Source organism: uncultured Candidatus Thioglobus sp., assembly GCF_963981275.1.
GTDB lineage: Bacteria > Pseudomonadota > Gammaproteobacteria > PS1 > Pseudothioglobaceae > Thioglobus_A.
Genome location: NZ_CAXCCZ010000009.1, coordinates 14,497 through 40,297 on the forward strand (window position 1 = coordinate 14,497; position 25,801 = coordinate 40,297).

Here is a 25,801-nt window from a genome sequence, read left to right on the forward strand (position 1 = left end):
ATTGTATTACTCAATGTCGTTAATGGATAACAATTCTAATTTAAAAATTAAAATACTGTCTGATGATAAGTTGCCACGCTCACTATCACCATAGATTTGATAATAGGGTGCAATAAGCGTGCGCTTTTCTCCAACACGCATCTTTAATACTGAAGTGTCAATGATGCTGATGATAGTGCCAGATCCTGCGGCAAAAGGCAAAGGCTCTCCTGCTTGACGCATGTTGGTGCCATCATCTAAGTCGATTGAAAGGCTGACTTTTACTAAATCACCTTTTTTAGGTGTACTGCCATTACCGGCTTGATTAATTTCAACAAAATGACCTTGATCAGTTAATTTGGCAGTGCTATAGTGCGCTTGAGTAAACTTTTCAAGTTTGATTTTCTTTTGAGTGAGTTTTTTATTTGCTTGATTGGTATATTCAGCATTGGCCGCATCGAATGCCGCTTCATTGGTTTGGAATTTTTTAGCTTTATCACCAATGCGGATAATTTTAACTTTACGGATGAAGTCATCCTGTTTAATGCTGTTAACCACGCTCATACCTTTGACAACATGTCCAAATATTGTATGTTTTCCGTCCAACCAGGGTGTGGCTGTGTGGGTGATAAAAAACTGGGATCCATTGGTATTAGGGCCAGAGTTTGCCATTGACAAAATGCCACCACTATCATGGGTTAAATCGGTAATTTCATCCATAAATTTATAACCAGGTCCGCCAGTGCCGTTACCTTTTGGATCACCACCCTGGATCATAAAATTATCAATAACACGGTGAAACTTCAGGCCATTGTAAAAAGGCTTTCCAGTTTGGATGTTAGAGTGTTTTTTGCCCTCAGCTAAGCCAACAAAATTAATAACTGTTAAAGGGGTTTTTTCAAATTCAAGTTGAACAACGATATCGCCTTGGTTAGTATGCAAGTTCGCATATAGGCCATTTGCTAGTTGTGCTTGAGAAGAAAGCGATATTAACGCAGCTGAAAAAAAGATAAATAGACGCAACATAAGGATATTTTTACCATGGAAATACAGCCATTGATGATACCTCAAAACACGATAAAAATAAGGGTAACAATACGGTAAAATATTGCTAAATTTATTATTGTTTTGTATTAGGAGAAATTCATGTCTTTATTAATTACCGATGAGTGTATCAATTGCGATGTTTGCGAGCCAGAGTGCCCGAATGATGCAATTTTTATGGGTGATGAGATTTATGAAATTGATGGCGACTTATGTACTGAGTGTGTTGGTCATTTCGATGAGCCGCAATGTGTTGAGGTTTGCCCGGTAGATTGTTGCCTGCCTGATCCGGATCGTAAAGAAACAGAAGAAGAGTTGCTAGCTAAGTTGAAATAAAATTTAGTCTTGCATTAAAAAAGGCGACCAGAAGGTCGCCTTTTTGTTGAATGGATAAAACTATTTACCCAAAGCGTCTTTAAGTGCTGCTAGGCATAAGGCAATATTCTCTTTTCTAGAGGAGTGGCCCATAAGGCCAATACGCCACACTTTTCCTGCATAAGCACCAAGTCCTGCACCGATTTCTAAGTTGTAGTCGTTTAACAAAGTTGCACGAACCTGTGCATCATCTGCACCTTCCGGAATGAAAACAGAGTTAAGCTGTGGAAGACGATCAGCTTTATCAACTAAAAAGTTAATACCCATCGACTCAAGCCCTTTTCTTAGCTCTTCATGGTTTTTCTGATGACGAACCCAAGAATTTTCCAAACCCTCTTCTGATAACATCACTAAAGATTCGTGCAAGCCATAAAGTGTATTAACTGGTGCCGTATGATGGTAGGTACGTTTAGCGCCTTCACCCCAGTAGCCCATGACGAGATTTAGATCCAAGAACCAAGAGGTGACAGCTGTTTTGCGGTCTTTAACTTTTGTAAGTGCGCGTTCGTTAAAGCTCACTGGTGAAATGCCAGGCATAGCAGATAAACATTTTTGTGTGCCTGAGTAAATGGCATCAATTTCCCATTCGTCAACGCGTAACTCACTACCGCCTAACGATGTCACCGCATCTACAATAGTGATGCAATCATTGTCGTGGGCAATCTTACATAGTGCTTTGGCATCAGATTGAGCACCAGTAGAGGTTTCTGCGTGGACAAAGGCTAGGATTTTTGCATCTGGATTTTCTTTTAGTGTTTGCTCAACTTTATCTGTTGATACGGCTGCACCCCAATCATCCTCAACAACGATTGCCTCGCCACCAAAGCGTGTGATATTCTCCTTCATGCGCATACCAAAAACACCATTAATACACACCACAACTTTATCACCTGGCTCAACAAGGTTGGCAAAGCAAGTTTCCATGCCAGCAGAACCTGGCGCCGAAACTGGCATAGTTAGTTCATTTTCAGTTTGAAAGATGTACTTTAAGCCTTCTTTGGTTTCGTTCATCATGCCAACAAAAGCAGGGTCTAGATGGCCAATCGTTGGTCGGGCCATAGCTGATAAAATTCTAGGATGTACATCAGAAGGTCCTGGACCCATTAAAGTTCTTACTGGCGGATTAAATGATTTCATGATTTCTTGTTTTTTAAAAAGTTCAAGTAGACTATTATAATTACTTGCTCGAAGACTTTTTATTTAATTATCTCACGCTTTGGTTAAGGGTATTTTTTAGATTGTTGGCAGTAAGAAATAAAGCGCAATGGGCAGGGTGATAATACTGGATAAATTTCCAATAAGAACGATTGATGCGACACTTTTAGGCTCTTGATCATATTTTTCTGCAACCATAAAGTTTAAAACAGCTGGTGGTAGTATGGCAAAAATAATGAGTAGCGCACTATTTAGTTCGTTTAAATTAATCCACGGCATGACTAAGACAACAGCAATAAGACCAGAAAGCGGTTTAAAAATTGCACCAATAAGGCCAACTTTCCAATCCTTAAAGTCTATATTAACCAGTCGAACGCCCAGTGAAAATAGCATAAGTGGGATAGCTATTTCACCAATCATGGTTAAAGGGGTTAATAAGGTTGCTGGTATTGTGACCTCTGTCAAGCTAAGCAAAATGCCTAATATGCTAACAAATACCATAGGAATGCTAAACACTTTAATGAATGAGGCACTCCTGTCAATAGTTTTGATACCGACACTAAAATGCAAGGTATTTTCCACAATAAATAAAATAATGGCGGCCGGTATGGCTAGTTTTCCAAAAGCCAATAGCGCCAGAGGTAGGCCGATATTTCCCGAATTTGCATACATCATGGGCGGTACAAATGTTTTGATATCAAACTTCATTAGTTTTGCAAACGCCCAAGCTAACAACCCTGATATTGATATTACTCCCAGTGCACCAATAGCAAGTGATTGATAATCAAGAAGGTAAAAATCTTTACTAACCAGAATAGAAAGAATTAGCGCTGGAACAAAGATGTTGATTGTCAGTCGGTTGGCAACCGACATATCTGTTGGGTATTTTCTGGCATATAAATATCCCGCTAGTACGATAAATAAAATGGGAGAAATAATGTTAAAAACATTAATCAACATTGGTTAATTTCCATAAGCGACGGAGGGGAGCCAAGTAACAAGCTGCGGAAAGGAAAATACAAGCCCAAGACCAATTAATTGAAGGATGATAAAAGGAAAAACACCTTTGTATATGTCAGTTAATTTTACACCATCAGGGCACACGCCTTTTAGATAGAAAATAGCAAACCCTACTGGTGGCGTTAAAAATGAGGTTTGCAGTGTAACCGCAACCAGTAGTGCAAACCACACTAAGTTTGGATTGTCCACCACACCATAGCCATCAACCGCCAAGTCAAGTCCGGCAATAACTGGACCCAATAAAGGCAGAATGATTAAACTAATTTCAATCCAGTCTAGGAAGAATCCTAGTGCAAAAATGAGTAGTAATACAACACCAATAAGTGCATATGGACCAAGCCCCATGCTGTTTAATGAAGACTCTATCAGCTCATCTCCACCACACTCCCTAAGAACCAATGCAAAGATAGTAGCGCCAATAAATATAGCAAAAATGTAGGCCGAGGTGTTCATGGTGTTAATAACCACTTCTTTTATGACGCTAAAATTCAAGCGTTTATAAGCCACCGATAAGAATGTTGCGCCTAGGGCGCCAATCCCTGAGGCTTCAGTAACGGTTGCAATGCCCATGAAAATAGAACCCAAGACCGCTAATATTAATAACGCTGGTGGAATAATATCTAGCATTACTCGCAAGACATCGCCTAAATGAATCTCTGTATGGTCGGCTGCAAGTGGTGCTTTTTCTGGGTATAGTTTTGAATAAATTAAAATATAAGTAATGTATAAAACGCCAAGAATAACTCCTGGAAAAACCGCACCCATGAATAGGTCTCCTACCGAAACACCGAGCTGATCACCCATAATGACAAGCATAATAGAGGGTGGAATGAGAATTCCAAGCGTGCCAGAGGCGGCAATAGTGCCAAGTGCCAAAGGCTTGTCGTAATTTTGTTTGAGCATAACTGGCAGTGACATTAGTCCCAGTAGTACAACTGAGGCGCCAATAATTCCAGTGGAGGCGGCAAGAATAATACCAATTAAGGTAACTGTAATGGCCAGACCACCTTTGACATTACCAAACAATCTTTGCATAGATTTCATCATTTGTTCGGCCACCCCTGATTTATCAAGCATTAGGCCCATGAAGATAAACATGGGTAGTGCTACTAATACCCAATTATCCATAATATTAAACACTCTTCCCGTAAGCAGGCCAAGCGTATTGTAGTCAAGACCTGTACCAGTCCATTCCATAATGTTATCACTCCACCAGGCGATTCCAGTAAATGCGACACCAACACCAGCCAACACCCAGGCAACTGGAAATCCGGTAAAAATTAAAGCAATAAATGAAACAAACATCGCTATAACAAGATAGTATTCAGGTTGGAAATCCATTAGTTTTTCTCCTGGTTATTGTTTTGAAATTGTGGGCTAAATAAGTGCTTTATCATTGAAACTCTACCAGGCGTATGATTACGTATGTTGTTGTGTGAAATAAGAAAAATAGACTCTTCGATTAGTTTGGCTAGCGCTGCGATAAACATTAAAACTAAAGAGATTGGAATGATGGACTTTATAATCCATCGGTAAGAAAGACCAGTAGGGTTTGATGATGATTCCAAAACTCGATAAGACTCAGAAACCCACCCCAAGCTATGATCTAGAATAATAACAATAAAAGGCATTAACAACAATAATATTCCTAAAATTTCAACAATTCTTTGGGATTTTATCGACATATTGGCATGGATAATATCCACTCTAATATGGGAATCTGTTGTAATTGCATACGATATGCCAAACATAAATGCAACGGCATATAAATGCCAAATTAACTCTTCTAGAGCAACAAGCCCATTGTGAAAGCCATATCTGAGTGTCACCTGAGTTAGGATAATCAGTATAAGAGCCACATTTAGCCAAGCAGTGGTTTCCGCAACTTTTGTAACAATTTTATTTAGAAACGAAACAATTGGTATGCGAGCATAATTATTTTGCATTTTTTCTTGCATAAATAAATCCTTGTTTTTTTTATTCTAAGTATGTTTTTCAATTATATAACCATAGTAAAACATACTTAGAATAAAAACAGCAGGACATAATCCTGCTATTTTTAGTTAGTACTATTTACTTATTCTTTCCGTACCTGGGCGTGGTAAAAATGCCCATTCATTCCAAACTCCGTAGCCTTTACGGAATTTCATCAATTCTGCGTAAATCTTACCAAATTCTGGATCTTTTGCAGTTTCTTCTGCAACAACCTCATCCCATTTTTCTTTGAATAAAGCTAGCATTTCTTTAGACCAGTAATGGTTTGTCACACCTTTTTCGGCATTAGACTCCATATAAGGGAACTGAATCGCCTCACCCATTGCTAATCCATCAAGCATGGCAGCTTTACATGTGGTTTCAACGACATTCTGCTGTGCAGAGCTCATATTCTTCCACGTATCCTTGTTAACTAGCAAGTCAAACATAGTGGCAGGTTGATGCCAACCTGGGTAGTAGTTGTGTTTTAAAATCTTGTGGAATCCTAGTAATTTGTCAATGGCTGGCATTGAAAATTCAGTTGCATCGATGGCACCTTTTTCTAGTGCTGGGAATATTTCCTTAGAAGATAGTAGTGATGTTGATACACCTAATTTCTCCATAACCAGTGCGCCTAATCCGAAGAATCTCATGCGTAATCCATCTAAATCTTCAGGACCTTTAATTTCTTTAGAGAACCAGCCAGATGTTTCTGGAGAAATAATTGAACAGGGTACTGCGTGTACGTTATAGCCATTATCATCATACAGTTTTTGCCATAAATCTCTACCACCGCCGTAATATACCCAGGCTAAAAACTCAGGGGCATCAGGGCCAAAAGGCACTGCCGAGAAAATAGAGGCTTTGGTGCCTAGTAATCCCGTGTTGTATCCGGGTGTTGACCAGCCTGCATTAACTTGACCTTTTGAAACAGATTCTAAAATCTCTTTAGCAGGAACAAGTTTTCCTGGCTCATAGATTTTAACTTTTAGTTTTGTAATGTTTGATGAGCTATTGATATTATCAGCAAACCATTTAGGTGTTGAGCCCAAACCGGTTAAATGGGTGCCAAACCATACAGGTAGTTTAAGTGTTACTCTTTTTTCAGCAACGACAGGGGCTGATGCCATTGTTACGGCAATGGCAACCGCAGTGCTTAGTTTAATTATTGAATTTTTCATATTTTCCTCTCTTTTAGTTATATTTTTCCTTACTGATTTATTTTTGGTAAATTGGTAAGTCCAATATATAGTATATAAAAATTATGCAAGTGTCAAGAATTATTTTTTTATTATGATTTTTTATATAAATAAAGGTTATTACAGCTAAAAATATAGTAGAATTCACTTAATTTAATTGGTAAGACCATATAATGAATAAGAAAAGTACCGTTGCAGAAGATATTGCTAAAAAGCTAGAATCTATGATTTTGGATGGGATATTGGAGCTTGGAGATAAGTTGCCGGCAGAGAGAATGTTAGCTGAAAAATTAGGTGTATCTAGGCCCTCTCTTAGAGAAGCGAAGCAAATACTGGTTTATAAGGGTTTGCTGGAAACCACTCAAGGTGGTGGCACTTATGTAAAGAGAACACTGAGCTCCGAATTATCTGATCCATTGCTCGACATGCTTAAAAATAATGTAAATTCTCGTTATGATATTTTAGAGGTTAGGTGTTCTTTGGATAGTTTGGCCGCATATTCTGCAGCACAACGTGCAACAGAGGAAGATAAAAACAAGATTAAGCAAGCTTTTGCAGTCTTGAATGAGATGCATGGCAAAGAGGGTAGTTCGAATGAAGAAGCTCAGGCAGATGCATTGTTTCACTTATCCATTGTTGAGGCTTCTCATAATATTGTTTTATTGCATATTATGAGGAGTTTGTTTAAAGTACTAAGAATGAGTATTGCTAATAATTTGGATAAATTTTATGCCAATAGTGAAATTGGAGAGCCGCTACATAACCAGCATTACAAATTAATGCAAGCTGTGATTGATGGTCGTGCAGATGATGCTAGGGATGCGGCCAATGAGCATTTAAAGTTTGTTGATCAATCTATTCATAATCTAGATAGAGAAAATGAAAGGTTAAACAGACATAAATTACAGTCTTCACTGCTTGGTGATTGATTAATAGAATAGATGGTAACAGGACGGAAAATATGACAGATTATTTTAATAGTAACTACCCCAGTACCGATGCACTGCGTATTAAGGCAAAGCAACGGATGCCAAAATTTGCATTTGAATACCTTGATGGCGGCTGCTTTTCTGAGATTAACCTGCAGCGTAACACGCAAGAAATTAGAGATATTCAATTGCAACCATATTATCTCCGTGATTATAAAAATGCCAATATGCAAACTGAATTATTCGGTGAAACTTATGATGCACCTTTTGGCATGGCGCCGATTGGCTTACAAGGTCTGATGTGGCCAAAATCTTGTGAGATTCTAGCGCAATCTGCCTCTGATCATAACCTTCCGTTTGTACTCTCCACGGTAGGTACTGCTAGTATTGAAACCGTAGCAGATATCACCAGCGGCAAGTTTTGGTTTCAGCTTTATCATCCGGTTGATAACGATCTTCGAGATAAGCTATTAGAGCGCGCTTGGAATGCGGGTTGTCGTACGCTGGTGATTTTGGCTGATACGCCAACGTTTGCCTATCGCCCTAAGGAGATAAAAAATGGTTTATCGATTCCACCTAGAATGACAATTGATAATATCATGCAAATGTGTACGCATCCTAATTGGTCTTTATCTCAACTGGTAGCAGGCGTGCCAGAGTTTAAAACCATGAAATCTTATATCCCTAAAGGTTTAAATATGAAGCACTTGGGAATGTTTATGAATAAAACATTTTCAGGGCGCTTAACTCAGGACAAAATCAAAGCTTTAAGAGATGCTTGGAAAGGCAATCTAGTTATCAAAGGTATTGTCAATCCTGAGGAGGCAGATCTTGCCATCAAACTTGGACTTGACGGTTTGATTGTGTCTAATCATGGTGGACGTCAACTGGATAGTGGGCGATCCACTATCGCCTCGCTTGACACCTTGCAAGCTTACAAAGGAAAAATTAAAATCATGATGGATTCTGGTTTGCGCTCGGGGCCTGATATTGCTAATGCATTAGCCTCTGGTGCAGATTTTACCTTTGTAGGTAGAGCGCCAATGTATGGTGTTGGCGCACTTGGTAAGCAAGGCGGAAATCATACTTTCACCATGCTTAAACGTCAACTACAACAAGTTATGGAGCAAGTTGCATGCGAGCAAGTAAAAGACTTTCCAAACCATCTAATCGGCCAATAAACTGACTATAATTCTCAGGTATGAAAATTGTCAATGAATTACTAGATAAATTACCCAAAGAAATTGTTTTAACTGGCGAGGAAAACACCCGTCCATTTGAATGTGATGGGTTGAGTGTTTATCGTCAAAAGCCTTTAGCCGTTGTTCTGCCAGATAACATCGAGCAAATCAAACAAGTTTTAAAAATTTGTAAAAAACACAATACACCGGTGGTTACTCGCGGCGCAGGAACGGGGCTTGCTGGTGGTGCAATGCCTTTAGAAAATTCAGTGGTATTGGGTTTATCAAAACTCAATAAAGTTAAATCTATTGATGCAAATAATCAGCTGGCTGTCGTTGAACCGGGCGTTAGAAATATTGCCATTAGCGAAGCGGTGGCAAAATACGGCCTATATTATGCACCCGACCCGTCGAGTCAAATTGCTTGTAGTATTGGTGGCAATGTGGCTGAAAACTCAGGGGGCGTGCATTGTTTAAAGTACGGCCTAACGGTGCATAATGTTGAGGCAGTTAAGATTTTAACTATTAATGGCGAAGAGCTGGTTTTATCCAGAGATGACCAAGGTTTGGGCTTGTTGGCCATGATGAATGGTTCCGAAGGTTTACTCGGCGTCATTGTAGAGATTACGGTTAAACTTACTCAAACGCCAAAACTGGCTAGAGTGATAATGGCCGGTTTTGATAGTGTGCGCGATTGCGCCAATTCAGTTGCTGATATTATTAAAGCAGGCATTATTCCAGCAGGGCTTGAAATGATGGATGGTTTTGCCATTGAAGCAGCAGAAGGCTTTGCAAAAGTGGGCTATCCGCTGGATGCTCAGGCGCTGTTGCTGTGTGAACTGGATGGTTCAGAAGCAGAGGTTCAGGCAGAACTTGAGGTGGCTTTAAAAGTGTTATCAGTTGCATCTAGTATTAAAGTATCTAATAATGAACAAGAGCGCCTAGACTTGTGGAAAGGACGCAAGTCTGCTTTTCCTGCAGTCGGGCGATTATCTCCCGATTATTATTGTATGGATGGCACCATACCCAAAAGACATTTGGCTGACATGCTAGAAAAAATTAACGAGTTAAGTAAAAAATATCAACTCAGAGTGGCCAATGTTTTTCATGCAGGTGATGGCAACCTCCATCCTTTAATTTTGTATGATGCAAACATTGAGGGCGAGCTTAAAAGAACTGAGGAATTTGGCACCGAGATTTTAAAACTTAGTGTAGATATGGGCGGCAGTATTACTGGTGAGCATGGTGTGGGTGTTGAAAAGCTTGACGCTATGTGTCACCAATTCAATAGTAAAGAATTGGAAATTTTTCATAAAATCAAGGCTGCGTTTGACCCTGAAGGATTGCTAAATCCTGGCAAGGCGATTCCTGAATTACACAGATGTGCAGAATTGGGCGCAATGCATGTTCATCATGGTCAATTACCCCATCCCGAATTGGAGCGGTTTTAATGTCAACGAACCTCTTAAAAATACAAGAAGAAATCAAACTATCTGACGGTCTTCATATTACTGGTCGTTGGTTAAATCATACGGGTATTGAAGAATACTTTCCAGAAGAGTTGGTGATTACAGTTAGAGCTAGCACGCCCATTGCTGAAATTTGCACGGTACTTGCCGAAAACGACCAAGTTCTGCCATTTTATATTGACGATAAAACTCAAAGTATTGGTGCCGTTTACGCTATTGGCGCCCAAGATTTATCTGATAGTGTGCTTGGTGTGCAGATCATTGACGGCACGGGCGAATTGTTAAATTTCGGCGGGCAAGTGATGAAAAATGTGGCAGGTTATGATGTTGCTAGAATGCTTGTTGGTTCAAGAGGGCAGTTGGCTGTAGTGACACAAATTAGCTTTAAGGTGATGCCGAGGCAATATGTAGGTGAGCTTAAATTTCGAGCTAAAACTGTTGAGCGTTCAGCGCTACGAGAAGAAGTTGAAAAACGCTTAAAGACAGTGTTCGATCCAAGAGGGATTTTTAGCTAATGCAAACACACCAAATTGCTAATTTTAAAGCCAATGAAATTATTCGAAAATGCGTGCATTGTGGATTTTGTTTAGCCACTTGTCCAACGTACCAGTTGCTTGGGTCGGAGCTTGACTCGCCTCGTGGGCGAATTTACTTGATTAAATCTTCGCTTGAAAAAAATAACTTTTCTAGCGAAAGTATTAAACACCTAGATCGCTGTCTAACTTGCAGATCTTGTGAAACCACTTGTCCTTCAGGGGTTGAGTATGGCAAGTTGATTGATGTTGGGCGAGAGTTTATGGAGCAGAAGCGCCCGCTTTGGCAAAAGGCTATGCGTTATTCAATACGTAAGCTTTTGACTACACCTCAGTTGTTTAATCCAATTGGGCGAATCGCTAGACATTCAAAAAAACAAGGCAATGTTTTAAAGCCTAACGCTAATAGCAAAAAAGTATTGTTACTAGGTGGGTGTGTACAGCCAGTGCTTGCGCCTAATATCAACCATAGTATCAAAAATATTTTAGCAAAATTAGGATTTGAAGCTATTGAAACTCCACAAAAACAATGTTGTGGTGCGGTAGATCAGCATCTTAGTGCCGAGTCAGATGCACTAAAAAAAGTTAAGGCTAATATTGACGCCTGGCTTGGACTTAATGCTGACGTAATCATCTCAAGTGCTAGTGGCTGTGGATTGATGGTGAAAGATTATGCTTCTATGTTTCAAGAGGGTGATATCTATTATGAAAAAGCAAAGCTTATTTCTGGAAAAACCCAAGATATTGCTGAATTTTTAGTAGATAAAGACTTAAGTCAGTTAAATTTGGCGCAAGCTAACATTTCATATCATGAGCCGTGCACACTCCAGCACGGGCAAAAATTAGCAGGACTGGTTAATTCAATTCTAAATACTCTGGGTTATACGCCTGCACCTGTAAAGGATGCTCATTTGTGCTGTGGATCAGCAGGTACGTATTCCATTTTTCAGCCAGACCTTGCAAAACAGCTTAAGATGAATAAGCTTAATAATCTCAACGCCTCCAATCCAGAAATGATTGTCACGGCAAATATTGGCTGTTTAATGCATTTGCAAAAAGACAGTAAAATTCCTGTTAAACATTGGGTGGAATTATTGGATAATCAGACCAATTAATTAGCCGAAGAGTGTCATGGGTAGAAGAAGAAAGCCAAAAGCCAAAACCTACGAATTAAACATTGAATCCTTGTCGCATGAAGGGCGCGGAATTGCACATCTTGATGAAAAAGTAATTTTTGTTTCAGGTGCTTTACCAGGGGAAACTGTACTGGCTGATCGAACATTTTCTCGAGCTAAATTTGAAGAGGCAGATGTTAAAGAGGTGTTAAAGCCTGCTGAAAATAGAATTGCGCCAAAATGCGAGGTGTTCGGTGTTTGTGGCGGGTGTTCGTTTCAGCATCTTTCTAGTGAGGATCAAATAGGTGCAAAAGGGGAGTGGCTAAAAGATGCTTTTAAAGGTCAAGCAAAAATAGAGCCTAAGCACTGGCTTGAGCCACTTCAGGTTCAAAGCTGGGGTTATCGTCGAAAGGCACGACTTGGCGTACGTTATGTAGCCAAAAAAGAAAAAGTTTTGGTTGGATTCAGAGAGAAGAAATCTGGCTTTATTACCAATATGAGTCGTTGTGAGGTTCTGCATCCGTCTTTGGGTGATAATCTTGAAGTGCTGGCAAAGTATATTGAGCAACTTTCAGTTAAATCACAAGTGCCACAATTGGAAGTAGCTGTGGCTGAAAATGATACGGTATTAATTTTGCGCCATTTAGAGCCTCTTACCGAGCAGGATGAGCAGATATTGTTAGTGTGTGCCAATGAGTTGAAAATCAATTTCTATACCCAAAGTGGTGGTGCCGATACAGTTAAGCCGTTGGATCAGCCTGCTCTATTAACTTATTCACATCCTGATCATGACATTGTGATGGAATTTTTACCCACTGATTTTACTCAGGTTAATTTTAAACTTAACCAAAAAATGATCAATCTGGCTTTGGAGATGTTAGATCTTAATGAGAAAGATGAAGTGATTGATTTGTTTTGTGGCTTGGGTAATTTCACCTTGCCGATTGCCAAATATGCTAGGCATGTGGTAGGTGTAGAAGGGGATTTAGGTTTGATTGAGCGAGCAAAATATAATGCTGAGCAAAATGCTATAAGCAATGCTGATTTTTATAAGGCTGACCTTTTTAAAGAGGTTGAGGGATTTGAGTGGTTTAGGGGTAAAAACTATAACAAAGCATTGATTGATCCAGCGCGCTCTGGTGCTATTGAAATTGTTGAATTGTTGCCAAAATTGGGGGTGGAGCGTCTGGTGTATGTATCTTGTAATCCGGCAACGCTCGCACGTGATACAGCCAAACTGATTGAATTAGGCTATAAGCTTGAGACTGCTGGGGTGATGGATATGTTCCCGCAAACAGCCCATGTTGAATCTATTGCGTTGTTCACCAAATAACAGGCGGTCATGATTACAATTAACATTGCTAATCAAACTCTAACTCACCAAGGTACAGTATATTCAATTAGTACTGCGGCTAATGGTGTAGGTGAGCAAGAAGGATCTTTTTGCACCCCTTTAGGAAATTTTGCCATTGCTGAAAAAATTGGCGATAACCTGGAGTCAGGATCAGTATTGATTTCTCGAGTACCTACGGGTGAAATTTATTCAAAACAATTATCAAATCAGCAGCCTGATCGAGATTGGATTTTGTCACGTATTTTGTGGCTTGATGGGGTTGACTCACATAATAGAAATACCAAGCAACGCTACATTTATATCCACGGCTCACCCGATGAACTTAGCCTCGGAGTGCCCGAGTCAAAAGGCTGTATCCGTATGAAAAATAGTGATATCATTCAACTATTCAATCAGGTTGAAACAGGTGGGAGAGTAGTAATCGAATGATTAAAAATTATTTACCAAAAAAAGCGCTTAAGCTTATCTCAGAGGGTGCAATTTTAGTGGATGTGCGCTGTGAGGCTGAAAATAAATTTGTAGGGCGCGTGCCAGGGTCAATTCTTATTCCGTGGCTAGATGAGCCAGAGTGGGAGGTTGATGAAGATGAATTTATCAAAACATTTTCACGATTTGATATTGACAAAGATGACGAGATTATTTTAATTTGTCGAAGTGGTTATCGTTCTGATGATGCGGGCAAGTGTTTAGTTAAGAATGGATTTACCAATATTGCTCACGTGGTGAGTGGTTTTGAGGGGGATCTTGACGAAGAGGATCAGCGTGGCAATGTCAATGGTTGGCGTCACGATGGTATGCCCTGGATTCAGTGTTAGAAAGTATTCGGCTATTTATCCACCCTCGGGTGCTCACTATGCTATTTTTGGGTTTTTCGGCGGGTGTACCTATATTGCTTATTTTTTCAACACTCGGTCTTTGGTTAAATGAAGCCGGCGTTGCCAAATCCAGTATTACTTTTTTTTCTTGGGCGGCACTTGGCTATTCATTTAAATTTGTTTGGGCGCCTTTAGTAGATCGCCTACCTCTGCCAATTTTAACCAAGCTATTAGGTAGGCGTCGCGCCTGGATGCTTATTTCGCAATTGGCCATTATGGGTGCTATTTTACTAATGTCATCAGTTGATCCGAAAGCCGGCGTTGATAGTTTAACGTTGATGGCGTATGGCGCCGTTCTACTTGGATTTTCATCGGCCACTCAAGATATTGTCATTGATGCTTATCGAATTGAATCGGCTGATAAAGATATGCAATCTATGCTGAGTGCCACCTATATTGCTGGCTATAGAATTGGCATGTTGGTAGCGGGTGCAGGCGGATTGTTTTTGGCTAGTTATTTTGGATCAACCAAGGCGCTTTATAGTGTGAGCGCCTGGTCAAATACTTATGTAATTATGTCACTGGTGATGATGGTTGGTGTTATGACCACTTTGATCATTAAAGAGCCCCAATCAACTAGCACCAGAACAGACTATAGCACTTTAGATTACACTAGATTTTTTGCATTATTTTTAGCCATTGTTGCTGCCTTTATTACCGCCTTTGTTTATAGTGCAGATTTAGTTAAAACACTTAAACCAGTACTGACTGAAACTTTTTCAAATAAACACCTATCCGGGTTTGTTGTCGGATCTATGAGAATGGCACTGGCCATTGTGAGTGCTTATATTGCCACTCGAGTATTGATTGTTCTGAATGTTGTTAATCGCCCTATGGTGGATGACACTTATGTTGCGCCGGTTAAAGATTTCTTTAATCGCTACGGTCTAAACGTGGCAATCTTATTGTTGGCAGTTATTGGCCTATATCGAGTGAGCGATATTGTACTTGGCGTAGTGGCCAATATTTTTTATCAAGATATGGGTTTTACAAAAGTTGAAATTGCCACTGTATCTAAAACATTTGGCTTATTTATGACCATTGCCGGTGGCTTTTTAGGCGGTGTGATGGCAATTCGATTTGGTGTATTTAAAGTATTATTTTTAGGCGCTGTACTGTCCGCATTAACCAATTTATTGTTTATCATTTTGGCAAATGTCGGTCATGATATTACTTGGTTATATGTAACGATTACCATGGATAATTTGTCTGCAGGATTAGCTGGTGCAGCCTTTATTGCTTTTTTATCCAGTTTGACTAATATTAAATTTACCGCGGTTCAGTACGCAGTATTTTCATCACTAATGACACTACTGCCTAAGATTTTTGGTGGATATTCAGGGGGTATTGTTGAAGCATTTGGCTATAGCCAATTTTTCATCATAACCACATTAATCGGACTTCCTATTTTGTATTTAGTGTACAAAATAAAACCTTATATTAATTAAATAAACTATGAAACTAGGGCCAATTATGATGGATGTGTCAGGACTGACACTAACCAAAGTAGAAGAAGTGCAATTAGCAAAACCAAGTATTGGTGGTGTTATTTTGTTCAGCCGCAACTTTGACTCCATTGAACAACTTAAACAACTTATCAGTGCCATTCGATCAGTAAAACCTAATCTTTTGATTTCTGTTGATCATGAAGGTGGACGAGTTCAGCGTTTTAAAAATGGATTTACGCATCTGCCAGCTATGTCAAGACTAGGTGAATTGTATGATAAAAAACCTAAAAAAGCATTAAAGTATGCCTGCTCTTGTGGATTTGTGTTGGCTTATGAATTACTAGAGGTTGATATTGATTTTTCTTTTGCCCCGGTGCTTGATCTGGATTACGGCAACTCCTCTGTAATCGGTGATCGAGCTTTTCATTCCAATCCAGATGCAGTGGTTAAGTTGGCACAGGCACTCATTACAGGCATGCATAGAGCCGGCATGAAATGTGTGGGCAAGCATTTTCCTGGGCATGGGTATGTGTCACTCGATTCACATCTAGAGTTGCCAGTTGATGATCGACCCGCTAAGGAGGTCTATCAAGATATGGCTATTTTCAAGGATTTGGCAGACCAAGAGCTTGATGCAATCATGCCAGCGCATGTTATTTATTCAAAGGTAGATGATAAGCCTGCGGGCTTTTCCAGTACTTGGATTCAGAGTATTTTGAAAGATAGACTTGGATTTGAAGGAGTGGTGTTTAGTGATGATTTATCGATGCAGGGTGCCTTTTTTATTGACAATATTAAAGATCGAGTGCAAGTTTCTTTAGAAAGTGGCTGTGACATGGTGTTAATTTGTAATCATCCAGAAATGGTGTCTGAGGTGATTGATCAAGATTGGGGATCCAATGAAAAGCTACAATCAATGCAAGGCAATAGAAAGTATAAATCCGATAAAATAACCTATCTACAACATTTAGAAACCATTAAGAGCTTATTATGAGTGATGAAAAAACAAACGATATTGAAGTGAGAATGCTAAATGCCATGAGAAAAACCTTAATCTCAGTGGCAAAAGACACCATGACTAAGCCAGGCCTGCGTCACCCATTGACAGAAAATACACAAAAAATGATTACCGATTGTTTGAATCTAGTCATCTCTCGTCAAACTGAGATTGAAAAACAAACGGGCACGCACACCAAAATGAAGCCGGTCTATACTGACGAGCAAACTGTGCAGAGTTTTTCAGTTGATGATCTTAAGAAAACCCTGAATTAAACAGATTCCAAATTAGCATAGCTGGCAATTAACCTGCAAGGAAATGCCTTGCACCTAAAAAAGTTTAAGAAGTCTAAAAAACTTCAAACAATAACTGTGTGTAAGTTGGCTAAAAATCTACAAAAAGGCTTTGCCTCAGCAGAAAAGAATTAAACAAACTCTAAATTAGCATAGCTGGCAATTAGCCATTTGGTACCCGCTGTTTTAAACTTTATTTGAATTCTGGCGCTGTCGCCCTCGCCCTCAAAATTAAGCACAGAGCCATAGCCAAATACGAGGCAATTCCTCGCGCCAACTACCTGTAAAGATTAATATTAATTTTGTATTATTGTTATCAGAATAAGTTCGAGAGGTTTTGCCTCTTTAAAAGGTTGTCAAACAAACTCTAAATTAGCATAGCTGGCAATTAGCCATTTGGTACCCGCTGTTTTAAACTTTATTTGAATTCTGGCGCTGTCGCCCTCGCCCTCAAAATTAAGCACAGAGCCATAGCCAAATTTTCCGTGCTTAACACCTGCACCAATAGATAGCTGACCATTAGCTTGAGGCTCAATATCTTGATTATAGATATCATCTTCTTTGTAATTAGTCTGTGTTGCGCCAAATTTTGCTTTAACTTTATTCACATATTCGCTAGGTATTTCATCTAAAAAACGCGATGGGTAGGCGTATAAAGACTGACCATGTAAGAAGCGCTTGATGGCAAAAGATAAGGTGAGTTTTTTCATGGCTCGAGTCATGCCCACATAGCATAAGCGCCTTTCTTCGTCCATTAAATGCGGCTCGTCTTTGGATTGTCTAGAGGGGAATAAATCCTCTTCTAGACCGCCTAGAAAGACATTAGGAAACTCTAAGCCTTTCGCAGAGTGAATGGTCATTAATTGTACATTATCAACCACAGGCGTATTGGCATCTCCACTAGAGTCAAGAGAGGCGAGAGAGATGAAACCGACCACTTCGTTCATTTCGCTATCTTCTTCGTGTTTGTATTGTTTAGCAGCAGCAATCAGCTCTTCAAGATTTTCTTTTTTACTGCCTGCTTTGTCAGTTTTGTCGTTGGCATAATGATTCATAAGTCCAGAGTTATTAAGCAAATAAGACACTTTTTCACTTAAATCCAGATGTTTACTATCGTCAGCCATTTGCTCGATAAGCTCAATAAATCCATTTAAAGCGTTAGCAGCTCGAGTGGGTAGAGTTGGCGCTACTTGCTGTGATGCTTGAAATAGATTGCTTTGCTGATCGCGAGCAAATTCACGCACTTTTTCTAACGTGGCATTGCCAATACCTCGTGTTGGAAAGTTTACAATCCGCTCAAAAGCAACATTGTCAGCTGTATTTTCAATCATGCGTAAGTAGCCAAGTGCATCTTTGATTTCGGCACGTTCAAAAAATCGCAAACCACCATAAATAATATAAGGAATATTGTATTTAATCAAAGCCTCTTCAAATACCCTGGACTGAGCATTAGATCGATACAAAATAGCACAATCACTGGCTTTAGAGCCGTCTTTAATCAGCTTTTTAATTTGTCGAATTACATAATCTGCTTCGTCTGTTTCTGTTCGTGCTTCATACACATCAATCAAATCTCCATTGCCAGAATCGGTCCATAAAGACTTTCCCATGCGATTTGAGTTGTTGGAAATTAACGCATTTGAGGCGGATAATATATGCCCAGTAGAACGATAATTTTGCTCCAAACGGATGGTTTGAATCGGTGCAAAATCAGTCTCTAGCTTGGTAATATTTTCAATTTTTGCACCACGCCAGCCGTAAATAGACTGGTCATCATCTCCCACACAAAATACCTGGTTGTTACCAGTGAATAATTGCTGAATCCACTTATACTGTACAGTGTTAGTATCTTGAAATTCATCCACTAAAATATGTGAAAAACGCGTTTGATAATGCTCAAGGAGCTCAGTGTTGTTCTTAAGTAGCTCGTAGCTTCGAACCAGTAACTCGGCAAAGTCAATAAGATCGTTAGCACGACAATGCGCTTCATATAAAACAAATACTTCTAGGCTTTTTTTGATAAAGAAGTTATAGCCAGGGTCAACATCTTGGGCGCGTATGCCCTCGTCTTTTTGTTGATTGATAAACCATTGCACCTTTCTAACGGGAAATTTGGACTCATCAATATTATTTTCTTTCATTAGGCGTTTAACAATGCGAAATTGATCTTGTGCGTCTAAGATTTGAAACCCAGATGTCAATCCTGCTTTTTCATAATGCGTACGTAATAAGCGATGCGCAAGGCCGTGAAAAGTACCCACCCACATGCTTTGAATATTTCGTCTGAGTAGAGTGGAAAGTCTTTCTCGCATTTCTGCAGCAGCCTTATTAGTGAAAGTAACAGCTAAAATCGAGTCAGTATGAATATTTTTTTGAGTGACTAAATAGGCAATTCTATGAGTTAGCACTCGCGTCTTTCCACTGCCTGCACCTGCTAGTATTAATGCATTTTGAGCATTATCAAGTGCCACTGATTGGTGTTGCTTGTCATTTAAACCGTTGGTTATTTCTGATAAATTCATTGATTTTTCTTGCCTTATGAAATTTAATGGTTATAATATTATCTTTCTCTTATGTCAGTTGAAAAAACGCTCTGATATAAGCTACAAAATTATAAACATTATTTAAGGAGTATCAGCAATGACTTACTACGAAGGCGTTAAAAAAATGGAAGAAATGGGCGTAAACGACAACTACATTCAAGGTTGGGTCGCAGGTTTCTTAAACAACCCTGAAATCGAAGAGCAAAGAAAAACTGAAGAGTATGAAGCTGGTTACGAAGATGGTGGTGAGCATTCAGATGAAAATTTTTCTAACTTTTGTTAAGACTTAAGTAAACAAGAATTCAAAAAAAGCCCCTGACGGGGCTTTTTTTATGCCTATGAGTCAGTGGAATCAGCAAGCTAGAAAAGTGCTAAAAGGGGTAAAAATCAGTAATGAGTTTTTTAACACTCAGGCATTTGAAGAGAGTGACTTTCCTATTAAAATCCCTTTAGAGTATGCTGAACTGATTGATCAGACCAATCCTAATGATCCACTACTCAAGCAGGTGATGCCACAGCCAAAAACTGGGCAAATTGGCTTTATTCCAGCGCCTTTAAACGATGAAGATAATTCGCCAGTAGCAGGGCTCATACATAAGTACCGTAATCGAGTTTTACTAATTACCTCTCAAGTTTGCGTTATTCATTGTCAATATTGCTTTAGGCAAAATTTTAATTACACTGAGCACGATGCACTTAGCAATTGGTCTGAAATTGAGCAGTATATTCGCCAAGACTCAAATATTAATGAGGTAATTTTAAGCGGCGGAGATCCTTTAAGTTTGAGTGACGAAAAGCTTGAAAAATTAATCCAAAATATTGAAAATATTGAAAACGTCACAGCCTTACGTATTCATACACGCTCATTGGTGGCTATTCCAAGCAGAATTACTGATAAATTGGTCAAAATACTTGCTAAAACTGCCTTAAAAGTGGTTTTAGTGACACATATTAACCATGCAAATGAAATGTCAGAAGCATTTATTAAAAATATCGCAAATTTTGAAAATGTGACCTTACTTAATCAATCGGTACTGCTAAAGGGTGTAAATGACAATTTAAACAGCCTTAAAACTTTAAGTTTAAAATTATTTGAGGCTGGTATTTTGCCTTACTACTTACACATGCTTGATCAGGTTTCAGGGGCTGAGAATTATTTTGTTAAGGAGCAAGTGGCGCTTATATTACACCAACAGCTACAAGCTGAATTGAGCGGATATCTGGTGCCAAGATTGGTGAGAGATGAGGCCGCATCTTCGAAAAGCTGGCTACTTTAAAATGGCTTGTTGTAAAGATTCAATATCCATTTCACCCATTTTAAAATCGACCAACTTACCTTCTGGATTGTAAATATAAGTGGTTGGCATGCCAATGACTTCGCCGAATCCAGCAAACTGAGGGCCGTTGTGCGCGTCAAATAATACAATCGGATAATTTACCATGAAAGTATCGGTGAATTCCGCAATAGATTTTGGGTCGGCTTGTTCGTAGTCAAGCCCGATAATCAGAACCTGGTCTTTGTTATTTTCATAAAATTCCACAAAAGCAGGAATTTCTTTTAAGCAGGGTGGGCACCAAGTTGCCCAGAAGTTAATCACTAAATATTTTCCCTGAGTTGATGCGTTGGTGTGAGTATTTCCTTGAGTATCAATGAGAGAAAAGTTAGGCGTGGTAATTTGCTTGTCGTGTTGCCAAGCGCTTTTTGCAGAATTAACAATTTCATCTACAGTGATACCGTGAGCGTGATTAAAGCTAAGCAGTAGCGAGAGTATAATAAGAATTTTTTTCATAAGTTTTTAATAATGATTACAACAATTTATCACAATCCTAAGTGTTCAAAATGTAGGACAACTCTATCCATTTTAGAAGAAAAAGGTGTGGATTTTGAAATAATTAAATATCTAGAAACACCACCTAGTTTTAATGAGCTAAAAACTCTAATGACTGAGCTCAATCTTGATGCAAGATCCCTTATGCGCACATTTGAAGCGCCTTATAAGGACAACAATTTAGATGACGAATCACTCAGTGAAGAGATGCTAATTAAAGCCATGATTGAGCATCCAATTTTGATTGAACGCCCAATTGTGCGCACTGACAAAGGTGTTGCTATTGGCAGGCCGCCAGAAAATATTCTGGCAATTATTTAATTTTATTCGTCAACTAAAAGCGTAGATAGATATCCCTCACGCCCTTCGATATTAGAATAATAAACATCATCCAACCCGTCAAACACAGAGGTTTTAACGGTTTCAACGGCTAAAATTGATTTACTCCAAGCGCTTAAATTTGTAAATTCTGCGAGCGATAGGGCGTTATCTGTAAATTCATTAATCCATGCTAGGCGCATAAAAATTGGCGCCATTGCGGCGTCAATCATATTAAAGCTGTCACCATTAAAAAAGGTCTCAGTATTTTTCACCGTTTCAAGTTTTTTAAGTTTGCCAAATAAAGCACTCTTTGATGCGTTAAATTTTTCCTCATCACCAACAACCATACCAAACATGTCATCAAACATGCTCGATGAAAAGGCAATCCAAGAGCGATTATTGGCTTTTTGTACAACATTTTCTGGATGAATATTGGTCGCACTAATATCATTAATAAATTCCGTAATCACAGAAGATTCAAAAATTATTTGATCATCTGCTTTAAGTAGTGGCACTTGTCCAGTGGGAGAAATGGCTTTAAACCAATCAGGCGGATCCATCGGATTGATGTAGGTAATTTCAAAATCAATCTTTTGAGCATTTAGCAAGATAATAGCGCGTTGTGCGAATGGGCAAAGTTTAAAGCTGATGAGTTCTAGTTTCATGTTTTTATCCTATGGAGGAAGGCCTTGCCTTCCTTTTGATTATTCCCGATGATAGGGGTGGTTGGTTAATAAAGAATGAGCGCGATAGATTTGCTCAACTGCTAAAAGTCTAGCCATAGAGTGAGGTAATGTCAAATTTGACAACCCCCAAAGCTGATTAGCGCGTGATTTAACTTTATCACTCAAACCGTCAGCACCACCAATAATGAGTGCAATACTGTCGCCACTTTGCTGCCAATTGTCAAGGTTTTTCGCAATCTCTTTGGTGGTATTCTGTTTTCCATGTTCGTCAAAGGCGATCACTAGATGAAAATCTTTGACCGCTTTAAGGATCAATTCTCCTTCAAGCTCTTTTATTTGAGCAATATTTTTACCTTTACGCTTTTGCGCTTCTAGCGCAATTAGACTAAAGTTGAGTTGTGCAGGGAGTTGTTTTTGATAATGATTAATGCCGGTTTGTATCCAATCAGGCATTTTTTTGCCGATTACAACCAGATTAATCTTCATGGCTTTTAGTTGCTATCAGCACCAGACCAGAGTCTTTCTAGCTTGTAGAATTCGCGAGTTTTTTCAGTCATGACGTGCACCACAACCTCGGCCAAATCTACCAACACCCAGTGGCCAGTTTCTGTGCCTTCAATGCCGGAAACTTTCATGCCTAAGCGCTTAGCTTCAATTTTGATATTGTTGGCAATACCGCGAACATGCTGTACAGAGCGGCCTGTAGCAATTACAATGGCCTCAATATCAGCACTTTGGTCCAGCACTTTTAAAGTGACGACATCCTCACCTTTTAATTCATCAATGGTTTGGGTAACAACGCTAAGTTGCTGTTCTAGGTCTAGGCTCATAATGTTTGCAGATAGTTAATAATAGGCTTTGGCGTTAATCCGTCTAAGCTTTGTTGAGCGTGTATTTTACCCTCTTGTGAGCGGTTAAACAAAATACCGCGAATTTCACTTGAAGAAATATCAAGTAAGTCGGTTTTTGCGAAGTAAACCAAACCTGAGTCTTCTTTTGTGAGCTCTTTAGCTTCTTTAGCGAGGGTGAAGTGATCATAATTTTCCCTATTTTTTTCTCCAGGTCTGCCCAGTACAACCAAATGACAGTAATGATGAAATTTTTGCACATCTTTCCAGCTGGATAATTGGTTAAAGCTATCCATGCCAATGATTAAGCAGATAGTCTGATTTACAAACTCCAGGGAAATTTCCTTAAGCGAATCAATACTATAAGACTCACTAATCCTGTTAATTTCTCGCTGGTCGAGGCTTAGGCTGGGAAAATCCTCAAGCGCAATTTTAAGCATGTCAAGGCGTTGTTCTGTTGAGAAGGTTAGGCCGTCTTTGTGCACAGGCGCTCGACAGGGCATTAAGAATAATTCAGACAAACTCAACTCGTGTTTGAGCTGCTGGGCATTTTTCAAATGACCAAAATGAACGGGATCAAAAGACCCACCAAAAAAACCTATCATAGCATGGCTTGCACTTCTTTTAAGGTGAGCGCCTCAGTGGGGTAGGCAACCAGCCCTTGAGACATGCCGTTAACAAAACGCACAAAATCAGCTTCGTTGTCTAGTAATAAATAGGCGTTGCCAGATTTTTGCTCCCCCATGGTGGTGTCAATTTTGCAGCCGTAGTCATGACCACAATGCATCATGGTGCTATCATTAACTTGCTTAAGCTTTTGCATAGAATGATATAGCTCGCGTACATTGCCCCCTGGCAAGCTACAATGGCCTGCACCATATACAAACAAAGTATCGCCAACAATAATATGTCCGTCTAATAAAAAGCAAATACCGCCAGCACTATGTCCAGGTGTGTTGATAATTTTAGCCGCTGTTTTTCCAATAAAAATAGTTTCCCCATCTTCAACCGTATCCGGCAAGGTTTCAATCTGAAAATAAGGCATTTCATGAATGCCAGCAGTAACTTTTGCACCCGTCATTTCTACCAATTCATCCACCGCATTAGTGTGGTCAAAGTGCCAGTGGGTTAGCCAAATGTCAGTGAGTGTATAGCCTTTATCCTCAATCCTTTTAACAAATAGCTGTGGATCCCAGGCAGGATCAATAATAGCGCAAGTCTTGCTGTCATGATCAAAGATGAAATGAATAGAGTCTTCTAGCGCACCAATATGATAGAGAATTTCTAGAGTAAAGGTTTTTTCTTTGAAAGTTTTTTCCAGCATAGGTTTTTATCATTGATGTTGTACAAACATTTTACCAAACTACTCTTGACTAATTGATCTTAGAGACTATAATTTACATCTTTTGCTTACGTCCAGTTTTTGGGGTAGCGTTGGGGTAGTATTGGGGCTATAGCTCAGCTGGGAGAGCACGACACTGGCAGTGTCGGGGTCAGCGGTTCGATCCCGCTTAGCTCCACCAGCGATAGCAAAGAAAATGTTATGTCGCCTTCGTCTATCGGTTAGGACCCTAGGTTTTCATCCTAGTAAGAGGAGTTCGATTCTCCTAGGCGATGCCATACACTTAAATGGTCTGATTTTTAATCAGGCCATTTTTTTCGTCTATATAAAATTGCCAAGCATTCATCTAATTTCTCAATTAAAATGACGCTTGTCGCGTTCGTCTAGTCCGGCCCAGGACCCCAGGATTTCATCCTGGTAACAGGAGTTCAAATCTCTTACGCGACGCCAAATTACCTTTCTATGCTTCGTCTTTTTTATCCTTATTGTGTTTAATATTGAAAATACTCATTTGCGTAGAATTACTACGCGCACTCGCATTTTAAATATTTGCCTTATAAGGATAAAAAATACTTGCATATAAAAAATCAATTTTTAAAAAAATAATGAATTACTAAGTAAAATACCAAACATGAGTTTATTAAATATTGTTATTCCAGATCGCCTGATTGGCCAGCGCATTGATAGTGCTTTGGCAGTTATGTTGCCCGATTATTCACGTTCTAAAATCACCAGTTGGGTGCGCGCAGGCAAGGCGTTGGTGAATGACAAAACCTTTAAAGCCAAAGAAAAAGTATTGGGTGGCGAGGTGGTTGCACTCACTATTAAAAAAGAAAAAACCAACGCTTGGTTGGGTGAAGATATTGCCATTGACGTGGTGTATGAAGATGAGGATATTATTGTTGTTAATAAGCCGGTAGGTTTAGTGACACATCCGGGCGCGGGCAATTGGACGGGCACACTGGCCAATGCACTGCTTCATTATGATCCGTCACTGGCTAATCTTGATCGTGCCGGCATTGTGCATCGACTCGATAAAAACACCTCGGGTTTGATGGTGGTAGCGCGTAGTGAATTGGCACAAAAAAACCTAGTTGAGCAATTGCAAACTCACCAAGTTTCGCGTGAATATTCTGCCATTGTCTATGGCCACATGATTTCTGGTGGTACGATTGATGCGCCAATTGGCCGTGATCCAAAAGACCGTATCAGACAAGCAGTGGTTGAAGAAGGCGAGGGTAAAGATGCGGTAACACACTATCGCGTGATTGATCGTTTTGCTCATCATACCC

General features: G+C 39.5%; 29 protein-coding genes, 3 tRNA genes and 1 pseudogene. 19 read left to right on the forward strand and 14 right to left on the reverse strand.

The window, feature by feature from the left end; translation table 11 throughout:
• Positions 1 to 6: 6 nt before the first annotated feature.
• Positions 7 to 1,005 carry a peptidylprolyl isomerase gene (locus ABNR88_RS02540; RefSeq protein ID WP_291927809.1) on the reverse strand — a complete coding sequence of 333 codons (999 nt, stop codon included), beginning with the start codon at positions 1,003 to 1,005 and terminating at the stop codon, positions 7 to 9.
• 120 nt (positions 1,006 to 1,125) lie between these two features.
• On the opposite strand from ABNR88_RS02540, the gene ABNR88_RS02545 reads away from it, so the two are divergent.
• Positions 1,126 to 1,359, forward strand: coding sequence for a YfhL family 4Fe-4S dicluster ferredoxin (locus ABNR88_RS02545; protein WP_291927806.1), 234 nt, complete (start codon positions 1,126 to 1,128; stop codon positions 1,357 to 1,359).
• Positions 1,360 to 1,419: 60 nt separating this feature from the next.
• Here ABNR88_RS02545 and ABNR88_RS02550 read toward each other — a convergent pair whose 3' ends face one another.
• From ABNR88_RS02550 to ABNR88_RS02570, 5 genes are all read right to left on the reverse strand, one after another.
• Positions 1,420 to 2,535 (reverse strand): alanine--glyoxylate aminotransferase family protein, encoded by a 1,116-nt coding sequence (locus tag ABNR88_RS02550; RefSeq protein WP_291927803.1) that lies wholly within the window; start codon positions 2,533 to 2,535, stop codon positions 1,420 to 1,422.
• A gap of 96 nt (positions 2,536 to 2,631) precedes the next feature.
• Positions 2,632 to 3,513, reverse strand: coding sequence for an AEC family transporter (locus ABNR88_RS02555; RefSeq protein ID WP_291927801.1), 882 nt, complete (start codon positions 3,511 to 3,513; stop codon positions 2,632 to 2,634).
• A gap of 3 nt (positions 3,514 to 3,516) precedes the next feature.
• Positions 3,517 to 4,914: a TRAP transporter large permease subunit gene (locus ABNR88_RS02560; RefSeq protein WP_291927798.1), complete on the reverse strand. Its 1,398-nt coding sequence runs from the start codon at positions 4,912 to 4,914 to the stop codon at positions 3,517 to 3,519.
• The gene (locus tag ABNR88_RS02565; RefSeq protein WP_291927795.1) at positions 4,914 to 5,531 is read right to left on the reverse strand and encodes a TRAP transporter small permease subunit; all 618 of its coding nucleotides are present in this window, start codon (positions 5,529 to 5,531) and stop codon (positions 4,914 to 4,916) included. The genes ABNR88_RS02560 and ABNR88_RS02565 overlap by 1 nt, the downstream gene beginning before the upstream one ends.
• A gap of 111 nt (positions 5,532 to 5,642) precedes the next feature.
• On the reverse strand, positions 5,643 to 6,728 hold the full coding sequence (locus ABNR88_RS02570; RefSeq protein WP_291927792.1) for a TRAP transporter substrate-binding protein: 1,086 nt from the start codon (positions 6,726 to 6,728) through the stop codon (positions 5,643 to 5,645).
• Positions 6,729 to 6,919: 191 nt separating this feature from the next.
• On the opposite strand from ABNR88_RS02570, the gene ABNR88_RS02575 reads away from it, so the two are divergent.
• The 11 genes from ABNR88_RS02575 to ABNR88_RS02625 are packed head-to-tail and all read left to right on the forward strand — an operon-like array spanning position 6,920 to position 16,922.
• Positions 6,920 to 7,675: an FCD domain-containing protein gene (locus tag ABNR88_RS02575; RefSeq protein ID WP_348669943.1), complete on the forward strand. Its 756-nt coding sequence runs from the start codon at positions 6,920 to 6,922 to the stop codon at positions 7,673 to 7,675.
• A 32-nt stretch (positions 7,676 to 7,707) separates the two neighbouring features.
• The gene (locus ABNR88_RS02580; RefSeq protein ID WP_291927786.1) at positions 7,708 to 8,856 is read left to right on the forward strand and encodes an alpha-hydroxy acid oxidase; all 1,149 of its coding nucleotides are present in this window, start codon (positions 7,708 to 7,710) and stop codon (positions 8,854 to 8,856) included.
• Positions 8,857 to 8,876: 20 nt separating this feature from the next.
• A complete protein-coding gene (locus tag ABNR88_RS02585; RefSeq protein WP_348669945.1) occupies positions 8,877 to 10,307 on the forward strand; it encodes an FAD-linked oxidase C-terminal domain-containing protein in 1,431 nt (476 codons plus the stop codon).
• On the forward strand, positions 10,307 to 10,840 hold the full coding sequence (locus ABNR88_RS02590; protein ID WP_348669946.1) for a dehydrogenase: 534 nt from the start codon (positions 10,307 to 10,309) through the stop codon (positions 10,838 to 10,840). Before ABNR88_RS02585 ends, ABNR88_RS02590 begins: the two co-directional genes overlap by 1 nt.
• Positions 10,840 to 11,973, forward strand: a complete 1,134-nt coding sequence (glcF, locus tag ABNR88_RS02595) for a glycolate oxidase subunit GlcF (protein ID WP_291927777.1) — start codon at positions 10,840 to 10,842, stop codon at positions 11,971 to 11,973. Before ABNR88_RS02590 ends, glcF begins: the two co-directional genes overlap by 1 nt.
• Positions 11,974 to 11,989: 16 nt before the next feature.
• On the forward strand, positions 11,990 to 13,306 hold the full coding sequence (gene rlmD / locus ABNR88_RS02600) for a 23S rRNA (uracil(1939)-C(5))-methyltransferase RlmD (protein ID WP_348669948.1): 1,317 nt from the start codon (positions 11,990 to 11,992) through the stop codon (positions 13,304 to 13,306).
• A gap of 9 nt (positions 13,307 to 13,315) precedes the next feature.
• A complete protein-coding gene (locus tag ABNR88_RS02605) occupies positions 13,316 to 13,756 on the forward strand; it encodes a L,D-transpeptidase (RefSeq protein WP_348669950.1) in 441 nt (146 codons plus the stop codon).
• Positions 13,753 to 14,142, forward strand: coding sequence for a rhodanese-like domain-containing protein (locus ABNR88_RS02610; protein ID WP_348669952.1), 390 nt, complete (start codon positions 13,753 to 13,755; stop codon positions 14,140 to 14,142). Before ABNR88_RS02605 ends, ABNR88_RS02610 begins: the two co-directional genes overlap by 4 nt.
• A 38-nt stretch (positions 14,143 to 14,180) precedes the next feature.
• Positions 14,181 to 15,650, forward strand: coding sequence for an MFS transporter (locus ABNR88_RS02615; protein ID WP_348669954.1), 1,470 nt, complete (start codon positions 14,181 to 14,183; stop codon positions 15,648 to 15,650).
• 7 nt (positions 15,651 to 15,657) lie between these two features.
• Positions 15,658 to 16,644: a beta-N-acetylhexosaminidase gene (gene nagZ / locus ABNR88_RS02620; RefSeq protein WP_291927762.1), complete on the forward strand. Its 987-nt coding sequence runs from the start codon at positions 15,658 to 15,660 to the stop codon at positions 16,642 to 16,644.
• A complete protein-coding gene (locus tag ABNR88_RS02625; protein ID WP_291927757.1) occupies positions 16,641 to 16,922 on the forward strand; it encodes a hypothetical protein in 282 nt (93 codons plus the stop codon). Before nagZ ends, ABNR88_RS02625 begins: the two co-directional genes overlap by 4 nt.
• Before the next feature lie 149 nt (positions 16,923 to 17,071).
• Here the strand turns inward: ABNR88_RS02625 and ABNR88_RS02630 are convergent.
• Together ABNR88_RS02630 and uvrD are read right to left on the reverse strand one after the other, a co-directional pair.
• Positions 17,072 to 17,182: pseudogene (locus ABNR88_RS02630) on the reverse strand (hypothetical protein); the annotation flags it as partial.
• Between the two features lie 114 nt (positions 17,183 to 17,296).
• Positions 17,297 to 19,462, reverse strand: coding sequence for a DNA helicase II (gene uvrD / locus ABNR88_RS02635; RefSeq protein ID WP_291927755.1), 2,166 nt, complete (start codon positions 19,460 to 19,462; stop codon positions 17,297 to 17,299).
• Between the two features lie 118 nt (positions 19,463 to 19,580).
• On the opposite strand from uvrD, the gene ABNR88_RS02640 reads away from it, so the two are divergent.
• Both ABNR88_RS02640 and ABNR88_RS02645 read left to right on the forward strand, forming a co-directional pair.
• A complete protein-coding gene (locus tag ABNR88_RS02640; RefSeq protein ID WP_291927752.1) occupies positions 19,581 to 19,766 on the forward strand; it encodes a hypothetical protein in 186 nt (61 codons plus the stop codon).
• Positions 19,767 to 19,821: 55 nt separating this feature from the next.
• The gene (locus ABNR88_RS02645) at positions 19,822 to 20,760 is read left to right on the forward strand and encodes a KamA family radical SAM protein (protein ID WP_291927750.1); all 939 of its coding nucleotides are present in this window, start codon (positions 19,822 to 19,824) and stop codon (positions 20,758 to 20,760) included.
• Here ABNR88_RS02645 and ABNR88_RS02650 read toward each other — a convergent pair.
• Positions 20,752 to 21,273 carry a TlpA disulfide reductase family protein gene (locus tag ABNR88_RS02650; RefSeq protein ID WP_291927747.1) on the reverse strand — a complete coding sequence of 174 codons (522 nt, stop codon included), beginning with the start codon at positions 21,271 to 21,273 and terminating at the stop codon, positions 20,752 to 20,754. The genes ABNR88_RS02645 and ABNR88_RS02650 overlap by 9 nt on opposite strands.
• A 12-nt stretch (positions 21,274 to 21,285) precedes the next feature.
• Between ABNR88_RS02650 and arsC the strand changes: the two genes are divergently transcribed.
• A complete protein-coding gene (gene arsC / locus ABNR88_RS02655) occupies positions 21,286 to 21,633 on the forward strand; it encodes an arsenate reductase (glutaredoxin) (protein WP_291927742.1) in 348 nt (115 codons plus the stop codon).
• Positions 21,634 to 21,635: 2 nt separating this feature from the next.
• Here arsC and ABNR88_RS02660 read toward each other — a convergent pair whose 3' ends face one another.
• Genes ABNR88_RS02660 through ABNR88_RS02680 form a run of 5 tightly spaced genes read right to left on the reverse strand, consistent with a single transcriptional unit; the run spans position 21,636 to position 24,491 of the window.
• Complete coding sequence (locus ABNR88_RS02660; RefSeq protein WP_291927739.1) at positions 21,636 to 22,298, reverse strand: glutathione S-transferase family protein; 663 nt, start codon at positions 22,296 to 22,298, stop codon at positions 21,636 to 21,638.
• A 39-nt stretch (positions 22,299 to 22,337) separates the two neighbouring features.
• A complete protein-coding gene (gene rlmH, locus ABNR88_RS02665; protein WP_291927734.1) occupies positions 22,338 to 22,805 on the reverse strand; it encodes a 23S rRNA (pseudouridine(1915)-N(3))-methyltransferase RlmH in 468 nt (155 codons plus the stop codon).
• 5 nt (positions 22,806 to 22,810) lie between these two features.
• Positions 22,811 to 23,149: a ribosome silencing factor gene (gene rsfS, locus ABNR88_RS02670; protein ID WP_291927731.1), complete on the reverse strand. Its 339-nt coding sequence runs from the start codon at positions 23,147 to 23,149 to the stop codon at positions 22,811 to 22,813.
• Entirely contained in the window at positions 23,146 to 23,772 is a 627-nt protein-coding gene (nadD, locus tag ABNR88_RS02675; RefSeq protein WP_291927726.1) for a nicotinate (nicotinamide) nucleotide adenylyltransferase, read from the reverse strand. The genes rsfS and nadD overlap by 4 nt, the downstream gene beginning before the upstream one ends.
• Positions 23,769 to 24,491 carry an MBL fold metallo-hydrolase gene (locus ABNR88_RS02680; RefSeq protein ID WP_348669959.1) on the reverse strand — a complete coding sequence of 241 codons (723 nt, stop codon included), beginning with the start codon at positions 24,489 to 24,491 and terminating at the stop codon, positions 23,769 to 23,771. Before ABNR88_RS02680 ends, nadD begins: the two co-directional genes overlap by 4 nt.
• A 123-nt stretch (positions 24,492 to 24,614) precedes the next feature.
• Between ABNR88_RS02680 and ABNR88_RS02685 the strand changes: the two genes are divergently transcribed.
• From ABNR88_RS02685 to ABNR88_RS02700, 4 genes are all read left to right on the forward strand, one after another.
• A tRNA-Ala gene (locus ABNR88_RS02685) sits at positions 24,615 to 24,690 on the forward strand.
• A 22-nt stretch (positions 24,691 to 24,712) separates the two neighbouring features.
• A tRNA-Glu gene (locus ABNR88_RS02690) sits at positions 24,713 to 24,787 on the forward strand.
• 94 nt (positions 24,788 to 24,881) lie between these two features.
• Positions 24,882 to 24,959: transfer RNA gene (locus ABNR88_RS02695), tRNA-Glu, on the forward strand.
• Between the two features lie 181 nt (positions 24,960 to 25,140).
• Positions 25,141 to 25,801 (forward strand): RluA family pseudouridine synthase (locus ABNR88_RS02700; RefSeq protein WP_348669961.1); only part of this gene is annotated, 661 nt, incomplete at its 3' end.